Origin of the sequence: Streptomyces sp. NPDC050121 (genome assembly GCF_044460385.1) — a bacterium.
In the GTDB taxonomy this organism is placed as follows: domain Bacteria; phylum Actinomycetota; class Actinomycetes; order Streptomycetales; family Streptomycetaceae; genus Streptomyces; species Streptomyces soliscabiei.
In genome coordinates, this window is the sequence record NZ_JBITJV010000001.1 from 139310 (window position 1) to 156017 (window position 16708).

A 16708-nucleotide genomic window follows, 5' to 3' on the forward strand; every position below is an offset into this window, starting at 1 on the left:
GGGCTGCGGGTCAATACACCCAGGGCTACTGCGCCTGGAAGTTCGGCACCTGCTCGCGCGGCGCCGTGCCGCGCGGCATCGCCGGGTGCAGTCCGAGGAGCACGATGCCCGCGACGATCGCCGCCAGGCCCGCCGCCTCCCAGGCCAGCGCGCCGGTGTCGGTGTGCAGCCGGTCGCCGAGGAAGCCGACCCCGCAGACGATCCCGGCGAGCGGCTGGGCCGCGGTCAGCGCGGGCAGCGACATCCGCAGGGGCGCCGTCTCGAAGGCGCTCTGCACCAGCACCAGCCCGGTCACGCCGAGGGCGAGCACCGTGTACGGCTGCCAGCTCGTCAGCAGCTCGGCGAGGCCGTCGGCGGAGAAACGCTGGCCGCTGACCCGGGTGAGCGCGTCCTGGACGCCGTACAGCAGGCCGGCCGCGAGGGACAGCAGCACCGGGCCCGCGCTCAGCCGGGAGCGCTTGGCGTACGTGGTCAGCAGCAGGGCCGTTCCGATCATCACGCCGATGATCAGCCAGTGCCGCAGCGGATCCGTGACGGCGTTGCCGCCGCGCGGTTCGCCCGCCACGATGAAGGTGGTCACCCCGCCCGCGAGCAGGGCGAGGCCCGCCCAGCCCTGGCGGCCCAGCGACTGCTTCGTCTGGTGGCGGGAGAGCGCGAGGGCGAAGAGCAGGTTCGTCGCGAGCAGCGGTTCCACCAGGGAGATCTCGCCCTGGCCGAGCGCGATCGCGCCCAGCACCATGCCGGCCACCATCAGGCCGATGCCGCCCAGCCAGCGCGGCACCTTCATGAGGTCGAGCAGCAGCCGCGGCGAGAGAAAGTCGCCGAGCGGCGCCTTCTGTGCGGCGTTCTGCTGGAGCACGAACCCGAAGCCCAGGCAGCAGGCGGCGCTCACGGCGAGTACCAGAACCAGAACCGACACGCTGCGTACCTCGATCATCCGGTCGGACCACGGACGGGGTGCGTAGGGGCCGACTGTAGCGTCCCGGCGCCCTCGGTGCCCCTGGGAGTGCCCAGAACTCTGCTCCGGGGGATCCGGAAGCCTGCTTCCGGGAGTACCCGGAACCGGGCGGTTGACTCGGCCGCAAGCACCCGGGGACAGGGCCGGGGGTGCGCGGCGGCCGTACGACCATGGTGTGCGCTGCGGCCGTGCCACGCCATGGCGTACGCCACACCGCAACCGTCGTCCCTCGGCCGCGGCGGGTCCCACCTGCAGCGGAGAATCCTCAAGTTCCCTGCATCCACCGGCAGTTGACACCTGTCACAGATCTCCGGCGCTTGACGGTAAGCGCTGGCTACGGATTGGCTGTGAGTGATCGGCCGCTCGTGGGCCGACGCCAGAGCCGCCGCCGAGGAAACACGAGGAAGTCCCGCGGTGCCCTTACCGACCTCCGACCCGGCCCTCGACGACACCCGACTCGGCGCCGCCCGAGCCGCGTTGGCCCAGGGCCGCAGACAGCCCGCCCGCTCCCTGCTCGCCCGCACCGGCGACGACTGGGACCGCCGCGCCCATCGGGTCGCCGTCCTCGCCCTCGAACCGTACGCGGCCGCCTGGGCCCAGGAGTGGCTGCTCGACGAACCCGAATGCGCCGACGCCGCCGTCCTGCTCGCCCTGGCCCGGGTCACCCGGGCGCTGCGCGGCAAGGAGGACGCAGCCGCCGCCCGGGCGGCCTGCCGACAGGCCGCCGCGCTCGCGCCCGCCGACCCCACCCCCTGGCTCGGCCTGCTCCGGCTGGAGCGCGACGCCGGGCCGCGGGCCGTCCGGATCTTCGAGGAGGTCCGCTCCCGGCACCGCGACCACCACCACGCCCACCACCTGATGGTCGCCCGGCTCGCCGAGCGCCGCCCGGACGGCGGGCCGGACCCCCTGCACGAGGTCTACGACTTCGCCGCCTGGGCCGCCGAGCAGGCCCCCGCCGACTCCCCGCTGGCCATCCTCCCGGTCGTCGCCCACGCCGAGCGCTACCGCGTCCTGGCCGCGCACGGCTTCGCGCCCGCCGACCCCGCCGCCTCCGGGCACTGGCGGGACGGCCGGGCCCGGGACGTGATGAAGGCCGCCTTCGACTGGTGGCTGGAGTGGGAGCACGACGGCCGGGAGCACGACGGCCACCCCCGCCATCTGATCGACCTGAACTTCCTCGCCCACGCCAAGGTCTGCGAGGGCAGCGGCGCCGAGGCCGCCGCCCTCTTCCACCGCATCGGACGGCACGCCACCCCCGAGCCCTGGTCCTACCCGCACCGCGACCCGTACGCGGCCTTCCACGCGGCCCGCGCCGCCGCCGTCCGGGGCAGCTGAGAGCCCGGTAAGAAGTGATGACGGAATTCTGACGGCCACCCTGGATCCCTGGCCCCGCCGGCCCCCCGAGTGCTCGAATGGAAAGGTGAACCCCGAACCATCCGGACCCCCCGAAGCATCCGGACCGCCCGAGCCCGCCGGACCGCCCGAGCCCGCCGGACCGCCCGAGCCCGCCGGACCGCCCGAGCCCGCCGGACCGCCCGAGCCGTCCGGAGCCCCCGAGACGCCCCGCGAGCGAGGCGCCCCGGTCGGCCGCCGCGTCTTCCTCGGCACCCTCGCCCTCGGCGCCGTGGGGGTCATCGCAGCGCCCCCGCTCCAGCGCGGCCTGGAGGCCTTCCTCGGCAGCGCCGCCGACAAGGACCCCACCGGCCTCACCGGCCTCCTCCCCAACGGCGGCGGCTTCCGCTACTACTCGGTCACCTCCTCCGTCCCGCACAAGAACGCCACCGACTACCGGCTCACCGTCGACGGCCTGGTCGACCGCCCCACCGCCTACACCCTGGCCGACCTCAAGGCCCTGCCGCAGACCCGGATGGTCAAGGACGTCCAGTGCGTCACCGGCTGGCGGGTCCCCGGCACCCCCTTCGAGGGCGTCCGGCTCTCCACCCTCCTCGACGCGGCCGGTGTGCAGGCCACGGCCGGCGCGATCCGCTTCACCTGCTTCGACGGTGCCTACACCGAGAGCCTCACCCTGGCCCAGGCCCGCCGCCCCGACGTCCTCGTGGCGCTGCGCATGCAGGACAAGGACCTCGGCCACGACCACGGCGGCCCCGTCCGCCTCTATGTCGCACCCATGTACTTCTACAAGTCCGCCAAATGGCTCTCCGGCATCACGGTCACCGAGAAGGTGAAGCCCGGCTACTGGGAGAACCGCGGCTACGACGTCGACGCCTGGGTCGGCCGGTCGAACGGACGGGACGATGAGCCTACGAGCTGAGGCGCCGCCCGCCGCCCCGACCGTGCGCCGCTTCACCCGCGCCGAGCGGTGGGTGCACCGCACCACGGCCCTGCTGATGGGCGTGTGCGTGGTGACGGCCGCCTTCCTGTACATCCCCGAGTTCGCCCAGCTCGTGGGCCGTCGCGAGCTGGTGGTCCGCGTCCACGAGTGGGCGGGCCTCGCTCTGCCTGTGCCCGTCCTGGCGGGCCTCGCCTCCCGCGCCTTCCGCGCCGACCTCGGACACCTCAACCGCTTCGGCCCGCACGACCGCCGCTGGCTGAGCGCGGCCCTGCGCAGGGACAAACGGCGGGAGTCGCGTCCGGCGGCCAAGTTCAACGCCGGGCAGAAGATCTACGCGGCCTGGATCGCCGGGGCGACCCTCGTGATGCTCGGCACGGGCCTGCTCATGTGGTTCACCCATCTCACCCCGATCATGTGGCGTACCAGCGCGACCTTCGTCCACGACTGGCTGGCCCTGACCATCGGCGTCGTCCTGGGCGGCCACATCGGCATGGCCCTGGGCGACCCGGAGGCCCGCCGCGGCATGCGCACCGGCTCGGTGAGCCGCACCTGGGCCGAACGGGAACACCGGCTGTGGCGCCCGTAGGGCGAAACACGCCCTGGCCGACACTCCTCACCTCACCTCGCCTCGCCTCGCCTCGCCTCGCCTCGCCTCGCCTCGCCTCGCCTCGCCTCGCCTCGCCTCGCCTCCCCTCCGCGTGCGAGCCCTGGGTGCGCAGGACCGTGGCGAAGCGGGCCAGGCCGTCCGCGCCGTGGCCGGCGGCGACCGCCCGGTCGGCTGCCCGCTTCGCCGCGGTGAGGGCGCCCACGTCCAGGCCATGGGCGGCGGCCGAGTCGATCAGGTGCGCGAGCGTCGTCGCCGCCGAGGCGATGGTGGAGCGCTCGCCGGGGAACCGGCCGGCCTCCAGCTGGTCCGCCCAGCGCGGGATCATCTCGGCCAGCAGGCCGCTCATCCCCACGGCGGCCGGCGCCAGGTCACGGGGCGCCACGCCCTCGGCCGAGGCGAGCGCGAAGGCGTGGGCCATGCCGTGCACCGAGGTCGCGAACAGGTCCAGCAGGGCGACCTCGTGGGCGAGGGCCCGCCCGGGGTCGGCACCGAGGTACGTGCCCGTGCCGCCGAGGGCCGCCATCGTCTCCCGCACGGCCTCGTAAGCCGTCGCCGCCCCGCTGAACAGCAGCGCGGCCGACGGCGTCCCGATCGTCGGGGTCGGGGTGAGGATCGCGCCGTCCAGGTAGCCGATGTCGTGCCCGGCCGCCCAGTCCGCCATTGCCCGCGCCCCCGCCGGCGTCCCGCTGGTGAGGTTGACCAGGACCCGCCCCGCCCGGTTCGCGGGCGGCGGGTCGAGGACGGTGCGTACGGCCGTGTAGTCCATCAGGCAGACGACGATCACCTGCCCATCGCGCATCGCCTCCCCGACGGAGGCGGCGACGCGGGCGCCCCGCTCCGCCAGGTCGCCGGCCCGGCCCGGGGTGCGGTTCCAGACGGTCAGCGGGTGGCCGGCGGTGAGGAAGGCCGAGGCGAGCGCGCGGCCCATCGGGCCCAGGCCGATGACGGAGACGGGGCGCCGCTCGGGCGCGGTGGCCGACGCGAGGGTCGATGCCGTGGTGGTGGAAGGGGTCATGGCCCGATGCTGGACCCTCACATTGACGTGAGAGTCAAGTCCCTGTTGGACTCGGGCCCATGAGGATCGGTGAACTCTCCCGCCGGACCGGCGCGAGCCCCCGCGCCCTGCGCTACTACGAGGAGCAGGGGCTCCTGGCCCCTCAGCGGGTACCGCGAGTACGAGGAACGGGACGTCACGACCGTCCGGCGGATCCGGATCCTGCTCTCCGCGGGCCTGGGCACCTTTGTCATCGCGGAGATCGTCCCCTGCGCCGACGACCCGGACGTCGTCCTGGTCGGCCGGTGTCCGGAGCTCCTCGACGGGATCGCGCGGGAACGGGAGCGGATCACGGCGACGATCGACGACCTGACCGCCGCCCGTGACATCCTCGACTCCCTCGTGGGCCGACCCCTGCACGCGAGGTGACCTTCAGCCGCCGAAGTCCAGCAGCACCTTGCAGGAGCGGCCCCGGTCGGCGGCCAGCGCGAACGCCGACTCCGCCTGCCGTACCGGTACGACCGCGCTGACCAGCCCGTCGAAGGCGGGCTCCGCCGCCAGCAGGGCCAGGGCGTCGTCGAACTCGGTGTCGAAGCGGAACGCCCCGCGCAGCTCGATCTCCCGGCTGACCACCAGGTTCCCCGCGAACGGGCTCTGGCCCGGCGGCAGCATGCCCAGCTGCACCACCACCCCGCCGCGCCGCACCAGCCGCAGGCAGGTGTCGAGCCCGGCGGCCACCCCGGACGCCTCGACGGCCACATCAGCCTCCGACGGCCACCCGGGATCCCCCGGATCGTCGGCCCGTACGACGGTGTCGGCGCCGGCGGTCCGCGCGTACCCGAGGGCGGCGGGCAGCAGGTCGGTCACGGTCACCCGGGCCGCGCCGGCCGCCTTCGCCGCCGCGACCACCAGACAGCCGATGGGGCCGGCGCCGGTGACCAGGACGTGTCGGCCGGCCACCGGCCCGGCCCGCCGCACCGCGTGCAGCGCCACCGACAGGGGCTCGGCGAGCGCGGCCCGCCGCGGATCCAGCCCCGGCGGCAGGGCCCGCACCTGTTCGGCGGGGACGACGATCTCCGCCGCGAACCCGCCCTGGACGTGCGGCGTCCGGGCCGCACTGCCGAGGTAGCGGGTGTCGCGGCAGACGTTGCGCCGCCCGTCCGCACACTCCGGGCACACCCCGCACGGAGTGCCGGGGTGCACGGCGACGGCCGTACCGGGAAGACGGCCTGACGGACCATCAGAGGTGAGGACCGTGCCCACCACCTCGTGCCCGAGCACCATCGGCTCCTTCAGCCGGAAGTCGCCGACCCCGCCGTGCCGCCAGTAGTGGAGGTCGGAGCCGCAGACCCCGCCGTAGCGGACGGCGACGAGCACCTCGCCCGGGCCGGGCACCGGTGACGCCAACTCCTCGACGCGCAGGTCGCCCTGACCGTGGATCACACAACCCAGCATCTGTCTCACGCCCCTTCAGAGCACACTCGTCATACCGCCGTCCACGTACAGCACCTGCCCGCTGACGAAGTCCGCCGCGGGGGAGACGAGGAACAGCACCCCGCCCACCAGGTCCTCGGTGCGGCCCCACCGTCCGGCCGGGGTGCGACGCCGCACCCAGGCGCTGAACTCCTCGTCCTGGACGAGAGGTTGGGTCAGCTCCGTCTCGATGTAGCCGGGGCCGAGACCGTTGACCTGGACGCCGTGCGGCCCCCAGTCGGCGCACATGCCCTTGGTGAGCATCTTCAGCGCGCCCTTGGTGGCCGCGTAGGGCGCGATGCCGGGGCGGGCCACCTCGCTCTGCAGCGAGCAGATGTTGACGATCTTGCCGTGGCCGCGTTCCGTCATCCGGCGGGCCGCTTCCCGGCCGACCAGGAACGCGCTGGTGAGGTTGGTGTTCAGGATCCGGTGCCAGTCGGAGTCGGTGAACTCCAGGAGCGGGGCGCGCAGTTGCATGCCCGCGTTGTTGACCAGGATGTCGAGCGGGCCGACCCGGTCCTCGACGTCCGCCACCCCGGCGGCCACCGACGGGCCGTCGGTGACGTCGAAGGCGGCCACGTGGACCCGGTCGCCGGGCAGCTCGGCGGCGGCCCGCTCCAGGCGTCCGGCGTCGCGTCCGTTGAGGACCACCGTGCAGCCGGCCTCCGCCAGGCCCCGGGCCAGCGCGAGGCCGATGCCCCGGCTGGACCCGGTGACCAGGGCGGTCCGGCCGCTGATGTCGAACAGCGGGTGACTCATCACCGTCCCCCTAGACGACGAGGGAGAGGAGCAGGACCAGGCCGCCCGCGACCACGGAGATGATGGTCTCCATGACCGACCAGGTCTTGATGTTCTGGCCGACGCTGAGCCCGAAGTACTCCTTCACCAGCCAGAACCCGGCGTCGTTGACATGGCTGAAGAACAGCGAGCCGGCGCCGATGGCCAGGACGAGCAGGGCCGCGTGCGTCGTCGACATGTCGGCGGCGAGCGGCGCGACCAGGCCGGCCGCGGAGATCGTCGCCACCGTCGCCGAGCCGGTCGCCAGCCGGATCGCCACCGCGATCAGCCAGGCCAGCAGCAGGGCCGGGATCGACCAGTCCTTGGAGATGTCCAGGACCATCTGGCCCACACCGGAGTCGATCAGCGTCTGCTTGAAGCCGCCGCCCGCGCCGACGATCAGCAGAATGCCCGCTATCGGCGCGAGGCCTTTCTCGACGAGCTGCGAGATCCGCTCCTTGCTGAAGCCCGCGGGCCGGCCCAGCGTGAAGATGCCGACCAGGACGGCGGCCAGCAGCGCGATCAGCGGCGAGCCGACGACGTCGAAGACGCGCTGCACGGTGTCCTCTTTGTCGTCCACGACGATGTCGACCAGCGCCTTGGACAGCATCAGCACGACCGGCAGGAGGATCGTGGCGAGCGTCGCGCCGAAACCGGGCCGCTTGTGAAGGTCCTCCGACGGGCGCTGCGGGAGCATGCGCTCGGGGGCGGGGACGTCCACCCAGCGGGCGGCGACCCGGGAGAACAGCGGACCGGCGATGACGACCGTCGGGATGGCGACGAGCACGCCGAGCGCCAGGGTGACGCCCAGGTTGGCGCCGACCGCGTCGATCGCGACCAGCGGGCCGGGGTGCGGCGGCACGAGACCGTGCATCACCGACAGACCGGCCAGCGCCGGGATGCCGATCCGCATCAGCGAGTAGTTGCCGCGCTTGGCGACCATCAGCACGACCGGGATCAGCAGGACCACGCCGACCTCGAAGAACAGCGGCAGACCGATCACCGAGGCGATCAGCACCATCGCCCACGGCATCGAGCGCCCGCCGGCCTTGGCGAGGATGGTGTCGACGATCTGGTCGGCGCCGCCGGAGTCCGCGAGCAGCTTGCCGAGGATCGCGCCCAGCGCGATCAGCACGCCCACGCCGGCGACCGTGGAGCCGAGCCCGGTGGTGAAGGAGGCGATGGCCTTGTCGAGCGGCGCCCCGGCGAACGCGCCCAGCGCGAGCGAGCCGATGGTCAGCGACAGGAAGGCGTGAAGCTTGAACTTGGTGATGAGCAGGACGATCACGGCTATGCCCGCCAGGACGGCGATGCCCAGCTGCGCGTGGCCGGCCGAGGTGATGGGCTCGGCGGTGTCCGCTGCCAGCATCTCGACGCTGAGTCTGGTCACGGGGGTTCCCTTGCAGGTACGGGGATGGGGGAGGGGTGTTGCCTGGGTGGTGCGGGGTGGTGCGGGGTGGTGCTGGGGGTGGTTATCGGGGCCGGGCGTCGGGCAGCTCGTCGAGCGCCCTCGCGGCCCGGTCGGTGATCTCCTCGGGCGTGCCGCGGACGTCGACCGCGACGCCGGCCTCGTCCGCCTGGAGGGGCTGGAGCGTGGCGAACTGCGAATCCAGCAGCGCGGTCGGCATGAAGTGACCCTGCCGGTGCGCCATGCGGTCCTCGATCAGCGCGCGGTCGCCCCCCAGGTGCACGAAGACGACCCCGGGGGCGGCGGCCCTCAGCCGGTCGCGGTACGACCGCTTCAGCGCCGAACAGCTGACCACCCCACCGAGCCCGGCCCGCCCGTCCGCCCAGGCGCCGATGGCGTCGAGCCACGGCCACCGGTCGTCGTCGTCGAGCGGGGTGCCGGCCGACATCTTGGCGATGTTGGCCGGCGGGTGGAAGTCGTCGCCCTCGGCATACGGAACGCCGAGCCGGGCGGCGAGCAGGGGACCGATGGTGGTCTTGCCCGTGCCGGCGACGCCCATCACCACGACGACGTGGGGGGTACGCATCTGTTGCCTCGCTGTCTTCCTCGACACCTGACGTCGTTGGACGCCGACGACACTGAAACCGATTAGGTACGACGAATTCAAGAGTCTGTGACAAATAAGTCTGACTTTTTGGCTCCGTGATCTACCCCGTACTCTGAGTGCATGACCACTCCGGGCCGGGGTCTGCACGGCCAAGTACTCGACGCCCTGGGTCCCGCGATCACCGCGGGCGAATACCCGCCGGGCAGCGTCCTGCGCACCGACGAGCTGGCCCAGCGCTTCGACGTCTCCCGCTCGGTGATGCGCGAGGCGGTCCGCGTCCTGGAGTCCATGCATCTGGTCGAGTCCCGCCGCCGGGTGGGCGTGACGGTGCGGCCGAAGGCCGAGTGGAACGTCTACGACCCGCAGGTCATCCGCTGGCGCCTGGCCGGCGCCGACCGCCCGCACCAACTGCGCTCGCTCACAGTCCTGCGCTCGGCGATCGAGCCGGTCGCGGCGGGGCTGGCGGCGAAGCACGCCACGGCGGAGCAGTGCGCCGAGCTGACGGAGTGCGCGCTCGGCATGGTGGCGAACTCACGCGGCCACAAGCTGGAGGGCTACCTGGTCCACGACATGGCCTTCCACCGGGTGATCCTGGCCGCCTCCGGCAACGAGATGTTCGCCCGCCTGGGTGACGTCGTCGCGGAGGTCCTGGCCGGCCGCACCCACCACGAGGTCATGTTCGAGGACCCCGACCCGGCCGCCGTCACCCTTCACGTCCAGGTCGCGGAGGCGGTCCGCGAGGGCGACGCGGCCCGCGCGGAGCACCTCACCCGCGAGATCACGGTCGGCGCCCTCCAGGAACTGGACATCCTGGCACCGTGACACCGCCGTGAGGCGCTGTCCGGGCCAATCGACCTGTTCGACCTGTTCGACCTGTTCGAGCTATTCGGGCTCTTCGAGCTATTCGGGGAACTCCCCGTCCACGTACACCCACGCCCCGGCCACCCGCTCGAACCGGCTGCGCTCGTGCAGCGCACCGCCCCGGTAGGACGCCCGGAACTCCACCGCCCCGGTGGTGTGGAACGCGCTCCCGTCGGCCGTGGCGAGGATCTCCAGCCCCGTCCACCGCATCCCCGGATCGAGCTCGAGCCGCTCCGGCCGCGTCCGGGGATGCCAGGTCCGCAGCAGATACCCCGCGTCCCCCTTCACGAACGCGCTGTACCGCGACCGCATGAGCGCCTCGGCGGTCGGCGCGGCTTCGGCGCCCGAGTGGTAGCGGCGGCAGCAGGCCTCGTACGGCTCGCCCAGGCCACAGGGGCAGGCGGTGGGTGCGGCAAAGGCCCGCTGTCGCGGCCGGGCGGTGCGTCGGGACATGGTCGCCATTGTGCCGGTCGAGGCACACCCCGCACCGGGCGGGGGACGGCCGGGGCCTGCTGGACCTCGGCTAGGGGCGGGCGTAGGGCCGGGTCATGATCTCCATGTTGTGGCCGTCCGGGTCGTCGAAGTACGCGCCGCGACCGCCGAACAGGCGGTTGATCTGTCCGGGCTCGGTGTGGCCGGGGTCGGCGTAGTAGATGACGCCGACCGCTTCCAGCCGGGCGATCATGGTGTCGAACCGCTCGTCGGGCACGAGGAACGCGTAGTGCTGCGACTGGATCGGCTCGTCACGCTTCTCGTAGTAGTCGAGCGTCACGCCGTTGCCGAGGTCGACGGGGAGGAACGGCCCGAAGGGGGCGCCGAGCTCCAGCCCCAGGATCACGGCCAGGAACTCGGCGGACAGCTGCCGGTTTCTGGCGTAGACGGCGGTGTGGTTCAACTGGACGGCAGGCGCCGGTCGTTCGGATGCGTACGGGTGCTGCTGTTCGTTCGGCATATGGGGTGGGTGTCTCCGGGTCCGGTGATCCGCTGGGACGGGCGCCGCGACGGGCGCCAGGCAGAAAGACTCGGAAAACGGGGGCGGGGCTCTTGCCCGCCTCGCGCTCACGCCGAGGCCGGGAACCCAACTCGTGCATGGCCCATGGCCGACCCGGCAGTCACCCGGCCGACTCTAGTGATCACCACGGGCCCGTGGCAATGCTGTTCCAGGCCTGTTCCCGGCCTGTTCGCGGCTGTTCCAGGCCTGTTCGCGGCTGTTCTAGGCCGACTCCGCGCTCCGCGGCGACGACGGGACCGGCAGCGGCGGCAGCGGTGCCCCGTACACCCACGCGTCGAACAGGTCGTCCAGCGGCTCCGGTGCGAAGCGTGCCGCATGGGCGGTGAACGTCGAGGTCGTCACCGACCCGCCGCGGTGCAGGCCGAGCCAGGCGCGCAGCATCCGGAAGAACGCGTCGTCGCCCATCGCGCAGCGCAGCGCGTGCACGGTGAGGCCGCCGCGCTCGTAGAGCCGGTCGTCGAACATCGACTTGCGGCCGGGGTCGGCCAGGCGCAGGTCCTGCGGCTGCCCGGACAGCAACCGGTGGGCGACGGCGGCGAGTTGCTGCGCACTGCGGCCACCCGACCGCTCCGACCACAGCCACTCCGCGTATTTCGCGAACCCCTCGTTCAGCCAGATGTGCCGCCAGTCGGCGATGGACACGCTGTTGCCGAACCACTGGTGCGCCAGCTCGTGCGCCACGAGCCGCTCCGAACCCCGAGCCCCGTCCACATGGTTGGCACCGAACAGCGACAACCCCTGTGCCTCGACGGGGACATCGAGCTCCTCCTCCGTCACCACCACCGTGTACTCGTCGAACGGGTAGGGCCCGAAGAGCTGTTGGAAGAGGTGCATCATCCCGGGCTGGCGCGCGAAGTCCCGCGAGAACTCCGCCAGCAGGTGCGCCGGAATATGGCCGTGCTGCGGGACTCCGCCGAGACCCGGATCGCCCAGCAGGACCGTCTGGTACTTGCCGATCGACAGCCCGACCAGATAGCTCGACGTCGGCGCCGCCTGCTCGTACACCCACGTGGTCGTCGAGGCCTTCGTGGTCCGCGTCAGCAGCCGGCCGCCCGCCACCACCGAGTACGACGACGGGGTCGTGATCGAGATCAGGTACGACGCCTTGTCCGCCGGCCGGTCGTTGCACGGGTACCAGGACGGTGCCCCGACGGGCTGGCTCGCCACCAGCGCCCCGTCGCCCAGCTCCTCCCAGCCGATCCCGCCCCAGGGGCTGCTCACCGGCTTCGGGTTGCCCGACCAGTGCACCTCCACCGTGAAGGCGGCCCCGGCGCGGATCGGCTTGGCGGGACGCACGCGCAGTCTGCCGCCGCGATGCGTGTAGTGCGGCTGCCGCCCGTCCACCCGGACCCGGCCGATCTTGAAGTCGGCCAGATTCAGCTGGAATTCGGCGAGCGGCGACCGCCCGGCTATCGCGTTGATCCGCGCCGTGCCGGACAGCCGGTTCGGCCCGGGCCGGTAGTCCAGCGCGAGCTCGTAGCGGTGCACCCGATACCGGGAGTCACCGTTGCCCGGAAAGTACGGGTCCGGACCTACCGCCTGCTGCACTGCCACTTCCCCGTCCGCTCCCTGACCTGTGCTCGAACCACCCCGTGCCGGCGCACCGCCCGCCGACTCCGGGTGTCCCGTCCTCAGGGACGCCATGCCTCGATCGGATTGCCGAGCCAGCGGGTGTCGTCCGGGACGGACTCCGCGGCCATGACGAGCGACGCGGGACCCAGGGTCGTACGGGCCCCGATCGTGCTGCCGGGCAGCACGATCCCGCCCGGGCCCAGCGTGGCGCCCTGACGGAGAACAACAGTATCCGTCCGCAAGATCCGGTCGTGGAAGAGGTGAGTCTGCAGGACGCACCCCCGGTTGACCGTCGCCCCGTCCTCCAGGGTCACCAGATCCGACTCGGGCAGCCAGTAGCTCTCCACCCACGCGCCCCGGCCGATCCGCGCCCCGAGCCCGCGCAGCCACGCCGTCAGCACCGGCGTGCCCGGCACGGCGCCCGCCAGCCACGGCACGGCCACCACCTCGACGAACGTGTCCGCCAGCTCGTTGCGCCACACGAAGGAGCTCCACAGCGGATGCTCCCCGCTGCGGTGCCGCCCGACGAGCAGCCACTTCGCGACGACCGAGAGCAGCGCGCCCGCCGCCCCCGCCCCGAGCAGCACGAACCCGGCCAGCAGCGGTGCCCGGACGCCCAGCGCGCACAGCGCCGCCACCGTCAGCACGGTCAGCCCCGCCGAGCAGAACACCGGCACGATCCGGCACAGCTCCACCAGCGCGCGCGCCCACAGCAGTCGCGCGGGCGGCTCGTAGGTACGGCTCTGGTCGCCGTCGGTCGTGTTCCGCGGCAGCTTCACCGGCGGCAGCCCCAGGTAGGAGCTGCCCTTCTTCGCCTTCTTCGGCGTCGCCGACAGCACCCCCACCAGACCGCCGTCGGGCACGCTGCGCCCCGGCGCGGTCATCCCCGAGTTGCCGAGGAACGCCCGCCGCCCGATCTCCGCGCGCCCGATCCGCAACCAGCCGCCGCCGAGCTCGTACGGGGCGGTCAGCGTGTCGTCGGCCAGGAACGCGCCCTCACCGACCGTGGTCAGGCTGGGCAACGCCAGCACGGTCGACACCTCGGCGCCCTTGCCGATCCGCATCCCGAGCAGCCGCAGCCACACCGGCGTGACCAGCCCGGCGTACAGCGGGAAGAGGGTCTCCCGCGAGCGGTCCATGAGCTGCGTGACCGTCCAGGCCTGCCAGCCGACCCTGCTGTGCGTGGGATGCGTGCCCTCGCGCAGACCGAGGCTCAGCAGCCGTACGGCGATCAGCAGCATCACCGAGTACGCCAGCCCGAAGACGAGCGTGGCCGGCACCAGGGCGAGAGCGGCGCCCCGCAGCGCCTCGCCCAGCCCATCGCCCGGCGCCACGAACACGCCCGTCACCAGCAGGGCCGCACCCGCCGCCAGCACCGGCAGCGAGGTCAGCGCGAAACCCGTCAGGCCGTACATCACCCGCCAGTACGTGCCCCGCGCGGGCCACTCCTTGGGCCAGTTGCGCTTGGCCTTGCCGAGCTTCACGGCCGGGGCGCCCGCCCAGCGCTGGCCGGTCGGGATCTGGCCGGTCACCGCCGATCCGGGGGCCACCTCCGCGCGCTTGCCGACGCGGGCGCCCGGGAACAGCATGCTGCGCGTGCCGACCACGGCGTGTGCACCCACCTTGACCTGGCCGATCTCCAGCCGGTCACCGTCCAGCCAGTGGCCGGACAGGTCCACCTCGGACTCCACGGCCGCGCCCCGGCCCAGCTTCAGCAGGCCGGTGACCGGCGGCAGCGAGTGCAGGTCCACGTCCGGACCGACCTTGGCGCCCAGCGCCCGCGCGTAGCGCTCCAGCCAGGAGCCGGTCAGCGAGGTCGCCCCGCTGAACTCGGCCAGCCGCTCCGCCGTCCACAGCCGCAGATGGACACTGCCGCCGCGCGGGTAGCGGCCCGGCTGCACACCGCGCAGCAGCAGCCGCGCACCGCCCGCGGCGATCGCGAGCCGTCCGGGCGGGCTGAACAGCAGCAGGGCCCCCGACAGGACCAGCCACCAGGGGGCGGTCGGCAGCCAGCCGTACGCGGGCAGCAGATTCCCGACGATCGTCAGCGGCACCGTCCAGCGCAGCCCCAGCAGCGTGAACAGCGGAACGAGCAGCAGGAGCTGCACGACCTTGGCGCGCAGCGGCACCGGGGCGATGACCCGGGCCGCCCCGTCCTCCTGCGCGGACTCCTCCAGATGCCGGGCCAGCTTGCGCAGCGTGGGCTGCTGGTAGATGTCGAGGACGGCCGCGCTCGGGTAGCGGGTGCGCAGCCGCGTCGTCAGCTGGGCGGCGGCCAGGCTGCTGCCGCCGACCGCGAAGAAGTCGTCCCGGGCGCTGGAGACGGGGATGCCGAGGACTTCCGTCCACTGCTCCGCCAGCCACGCCTCGGTGCCGTAGAGCTGCTCGGCCGGACCGCCCGTCTCCAGGCCCTCCAGGGGCCAGGGCAGGGCGTTGCGGTCGACCTTGCCCGAGGTGCGGGTCGGCAGGTCCTGCACGGGCGCGAGGAGCGGCACCAGGGCCGCCGGCAGCTCGGCCCGCAGCCGCTCCACGGCCGCCGCCTGGTCCCAGCCGCCCTGCGTGACGACATAGCCGACGAGGAGCTGGTTGCCGCTGCGCGCGGTCCGCACGGCGGCAGCGGCGCCCGCGACGCCCGGCAGCGCCTGCAGCGCCGCGTCGACCTCGCCCAGCTCGATGCGTCGCCCGCCGAGCTTGATCTGCTCGTCGGCCCGCCCGAGGAAGACGAGCCCCTCGGCGTCGGCGCGCACCAGGTCACCGCTGCGGTACGCCCGCTCCCAGCCCAGCGACCGCAGCGGGGCGTACTTCTCCGCGTCCTTCTCGGCGTCGAGATACCGGGCCAGCCCGACCCCGCCGATCACCAGCTGACCGCTGCCGCCCATCGGCACGGGCTCCCCGGCCTCGTCCACGACGGCCAGTTCCCAGCCCTTCAGCGGCAGCCCGATCCGGATCGGCTCCTCGCCGGACATCAGGGAGGCGCAGGCGACGACGGTCGCCTCGGTCGGCCCGTACGTGTTCCAGACCTCCCGCCCCTCCGTCACCAGCCGCTGCACCAGCTCGGGCGGGCAGGCCTCGCCGCCGAAGATCAGCAGCCGTACGTCGTTGAGCGTCTCCGGCTCCCAGAGCGCGGCCAGCGTCGGCACGGTGGAGACGACGGTGATCTCCTGCTCGACCAGCCAGGGCCCCAGGTCGGCGCCGCTGCGGACCTGCGAGCGGGGCACGGGCACCAGACAGGCCCCGTACCGCCAGGCCAGCCACATCTCCTCGCAGGAGGCGTCGAAGGCCACCGACAGCCCGGCCATGACCCGGTCGCCGGGGCCGATCGGCTCCTCGGTGAGGAACAGCGCGGCCTCGGCGTCCACGAAGGCGGCGGCGCTGCGGTGACTGACCGCGACGCCCTTCGGCTTCCCCGTGGAGCCCGAGGTGAAGATGATCCACGCGTCGTGCTCGGTGCCCGGCCGGCCGGCGCGCTGTGGACGGCGATCGCGTGCTGTGCCCCGATGACTGCCCGCACGTCCGCCTCGCCGAACACCAGCTCGGCCCGCTCGTCGGGGTCCTCGGCGTCCACCGGGACGTAGGCCGCGCCGACGGCGAGGACGGCCAGGATGGCCACATAGAGGTCGTTGGTGCCCGAGGGGACACGGACGCCCACCCGGTCGCCGAGGCCGACCCCGGCGGCGGCGAGCCGGCGCCGGAGGTTCTCCACCTCGACGGCGAGGGCGCGGTAGGTGAGGGGCGTGGTGCCGTCGTCCAGGGCGAGCTCGTCCGGGTACGAGCGCACGGACGCGTCGAAGATGTCGACAAGCGTGCGCGGAGAGGCGGCGGGGCCGCCCGAGAAACGTGCCCTGTCACCGAGTTGTGCGCGGATTTCGTCGTCGAGCAGGCCGAGAGCACTGCCCTCGTGAATCGCTGCCATCGGGTCCTCGCGTCTCGTTCCCGGAAGCCTCCGGGGCGCCGGCGGGCCCGCAGGTCTGCCTGGGGTTGTCCGGTCCAGCTCCGTAACAAGCCGGAAATTTTAGTACGACGCTAGTGTCACCGGTTTGCTCCGGCCACTCGAGGAGCCCGTTCGGGGATCAAGGAAAGGTCGGCCGCAACGCTCTGACCTGCGCGATCCACGCGACGGCGAGACTTGCCCCACATGGGCGGGAG

The 16708-nt window shown here is 73.1% G+C and carries 13 protein-coding genes and 3 pseudogenes; 5 read left to right on the forward strand and 11 right to left on the reverse strand.

The annotated features are described in order from the left end of the window. Nucleotides 1–25: 25 nt before the first annotated feature. Nucleotides 26–919, reverse strand: a complete 894-nt coding sequence (locus ACIBTS_RS00660; protein WP_399315696.1) for a DMT family transporter — start codon at nucleotides 917–919, stop codon at nucleotides 26–28. 453 nt (nucleotides 920–1372) lie between these two features. Here ACIBTS_RS00660 and ACIBTS_RS00665 point away from each other — a divergent pair, with 453 nt between their 5' ends. The 3 genes from ACIBTS_RS00665 to ACIBTS_RS00675 all read left to right on the forward strand — a co-directional run bounded on the left by ACIBTS_RS00665 (nucleotide 1373) and on the right by ACIBTS_RS00675 (nucleotide 3837). Then, nucleotides 1373–2293 (forward strand): hypothetical protein, encoded by a 921-nt coding sequence (locus ACIBTS_RS00665; RefSeq protein WP_319670277.1) that lies wholly within the window; start codon nucleotides 1373–1375, stop codon nucleotides 2291–2293. An 85-nt stretch (nucleotides 2294–2378) separates the two neighbouring features. Beyond that, nucleotides 2379–3230 (forward strand): molybdopterin-dependent oxidoreductase, encoded by an 852-nt coding sequence (locus tag ACIBTS_RS00670; protein WP_399315697.1) that lies wholly within the window; start codon nucleotides 2379–2381, stop codon nucleotides 3228–3230. Then, nucleotides 3214–3837, forward strand: coding sequence for a cytochrome b/b6 domain-containing protein (locus tag ACIBTS_RS00675; RefSeq protein ID WP_319335314.1), 624 nt, complete (start codon nucleotides 3214–3216; stop codon nucleotides 3835–3837). The genes ACIBTS_RS00670 and ACIBTS_RS00675 overlap by 17 nt, the downstream gene beginning before the upstream one ends. Nucleotides 3838–3976: 139 nt before the next feature. On the opposite strand, the pseudogene ACIBTS_RS00680 reads toward ACIBTS_RS00675, so the two are convergent. Continuing rightward, nucleotides 3977–4873: pseudogene (locus ACIBTS_RS00680) on the reverse strand (NAD(P)-dependent oxidoreductase); the annotation flags it as partial. Between the two features lie 59 nt (nucleotides 4874–4932). Here ACIBTS_RS00680 and ACIBTS_RS00685 point away from each other — a divergent pair. After that, nucleotides 4933–5281, forward strand: a pseudogene (locus ACIBTS_RS00685) (MerR family transcriptional regulator). Nucleotides 5282–5284: 3 nt separating this feature from the next. On the opposite strand, the gene ACIBTS_RS00690 reads toward ACIBTS_RS00685, so the two are convergent. The 4 genes from ACIBTS_RS00690 to ACIBTS_RS00705 all read right to left on the reverse strand — a co-directional run bounded on the left by ACIBTS_RS00690 (nucleotide 5285) and on the right by ACIBTS_RS00705 (nucleotide 9096). Beyond that, entirely contained in the window at nucleotides 5285–6307 is a 1023-nt protein-coding gene (locus ACIBTS_RS00690) for an L-idonate 5-dehydrogenase (protein ID WP_399315934.1), read from the reverse strand. 15 nt (nucleotides 6308–6322) lie between these two features. Next, entirely contained in the window at nucleotides 6323–7087 is a 765-nt protein-coding gene (locus ACIBTS_RS00695; RefSeq protein ID WP_399315698.1) for a glucose 1-dehydrogenase, read from the reverse strand. 7 nt (nucleotides 7088–7094) lie between these two features. After that, the gene (locus ACIBTS_RS00700) at nucleotides 7095–8492 is read right to left on the reverse strand and encodes a GntP family permease (RefSeq protein WP_399315699.1); all 1398 of its coding nucleotides are present in this window, start codon (nucleotides 8490–8492) and stop codon (nucleotides 7095–7097) included. Between the two features lie 82 nt (nucleotides 8493–8574). Then, entirely contained in the window at nucleotides 8575–9096 is a 522-nt protein-coding gene (locus ACIBTS_RS00705) for a gluconokinase (protein ID WP_399315700.1), read from the reverse strand. Between the two features lie 141 nt (nucleotides 9097–9237). Here ACIBTS_RS00705 and ACIBTS_RS00710 point away from each other — a divergent pair, with 141 nt between their 5' ends. Beyond that, the gene (locus ACIBTS_RS00710; protein ID WP_319335293.1) at nucleotides 9238–9939 is read left to right on the forward strand and encodes a FadR/GntR family transcriptional regulator; all 702 of its coding nucleotides are present in this window, start codon (nucleotides 9238–9240) and stop codon (nucleotides 9937–9939) included. A gap of 78 nt (nucleotides 9940–10017) precedes the next feature. Here the strand turns inward: ACIBTS_RS00710 and ACIBTS_RS00715 are convergent, their stop codons facing one another. The 5 genes and pseudogenes from ACIBTS_RS00715 to ACIBTS_RS00735 form a co-directional block, all read right to left on the reverse strand. Continuing rightward, on the reverse strand, nucleotides 10018–10440 hold the full coding sequence (locus ACIBTS_RS00715) for a YchJ family protein (protein WP_399315701.1): 423 nt from the start codon (nucleotides 10438–10440) through the stop codon (nucleotides 10018–10020). Nucleotides 10441–10501: 61 nt separating this feature from the next. Further along, nucleotides 10502–10930 carry a VOC family protein gene (locus ACIBTS_RS00720; protein WP_399315702.1) on the reverse strand — a complete coding sequence of 143 codons (429 nt, stop codon included), beginning with the start codon at nucleotides 10928–10930 and terminating at the stop codon, nucleotides 10502–10504. A 261-nt stretch (nucleotides 10931–11191) separates the two neighbouring features. Next, nucleotides 11192–12544 (reverse strand): M1 family metallopeptidase, encoded by a 1353-nt coding sequence (locus ACIBTS_RS00725; RefSeq protein WP_399315703.1) that lies wholly within the window; start codon nucleotides 12542–12544, stop codon nucleotides 11192–11194. 77 nt (nucleotides 12545–12621) lie between these two features. After that, on the reverse strand, nucleotides 12622–15441 hold the full coding sequence (locus tag ACIBTS_RS00730) for a Pls/PosA family non-ribosomal peptide synthetase (RefSeq protein ID WP_399315935.1): 2820 nt from the start codon (nucleotides 15439–15441) through the stop codon (nucleotides 12622–12624). Nucleotides 15442–15453: 12 nt separating this feature from the next. After that, a pseudogene (locus tag ACIBTS_RS00735) lies at nucleotides 15454–16475 on the reverse strand (AMP-binding protein); the annotation flags it as partial. Nucleotides 16476–16708: the final 233 nt, after the last annotated feature.

Coding starts and splice junctions, on each gene's coding strand:
- ACIBTS_RS00705 (WP_399315700.1), bottom strand. CDS start 9,096: ATGCGTACCCCCCACGTCGTCGTGGTGATGGGCGTCGCCGGCACGGGC.
- ACIBTS_RS00720 (WP_399315702.1), bottom strand. CDS start 10,930: ATGCCGAACGAACAGCAGCACCCGTACGCATCCGAACGACCGGCGCCT.
- ACIBTS_RS00690 (WP_399315934.1), bottom strand. CDS start 6,307: ATGCTGGGTTGTGTGATCCACGGTCAGGGCGACCTGCGCGTCGAGGAG.
- ACIBTS_RS00675 (WP_319335314.1), top strand. CDS start 3,214: ATGAGCCTACGAGCTGAGGCGCCGCCCGCCGCCCCGACCGTGCGCCGC.
- ACIBTS_RS00730 (WP_399315935.1), bottom strand. CDS start 15,441: ATGGGCGGCAGCGGTCAGCTGGTGATCGGCGGGGTCGGGCTGGCCCGG.
- ACIBTS_RS00710 (WP_319335293.1), top strand. CDS start 9,238: ATGACCACTCCGGGCCGGGGTCTGCACGGCCAAGTACTCGACGCCCTG.
- ACIBTS_RS00715 (WP_399315701.1), bottom strand. CDS start 10,440: ATGGCGACCATGTCCCGACGCACCGCCCGGCCGCGACAGCGGGCCTTT.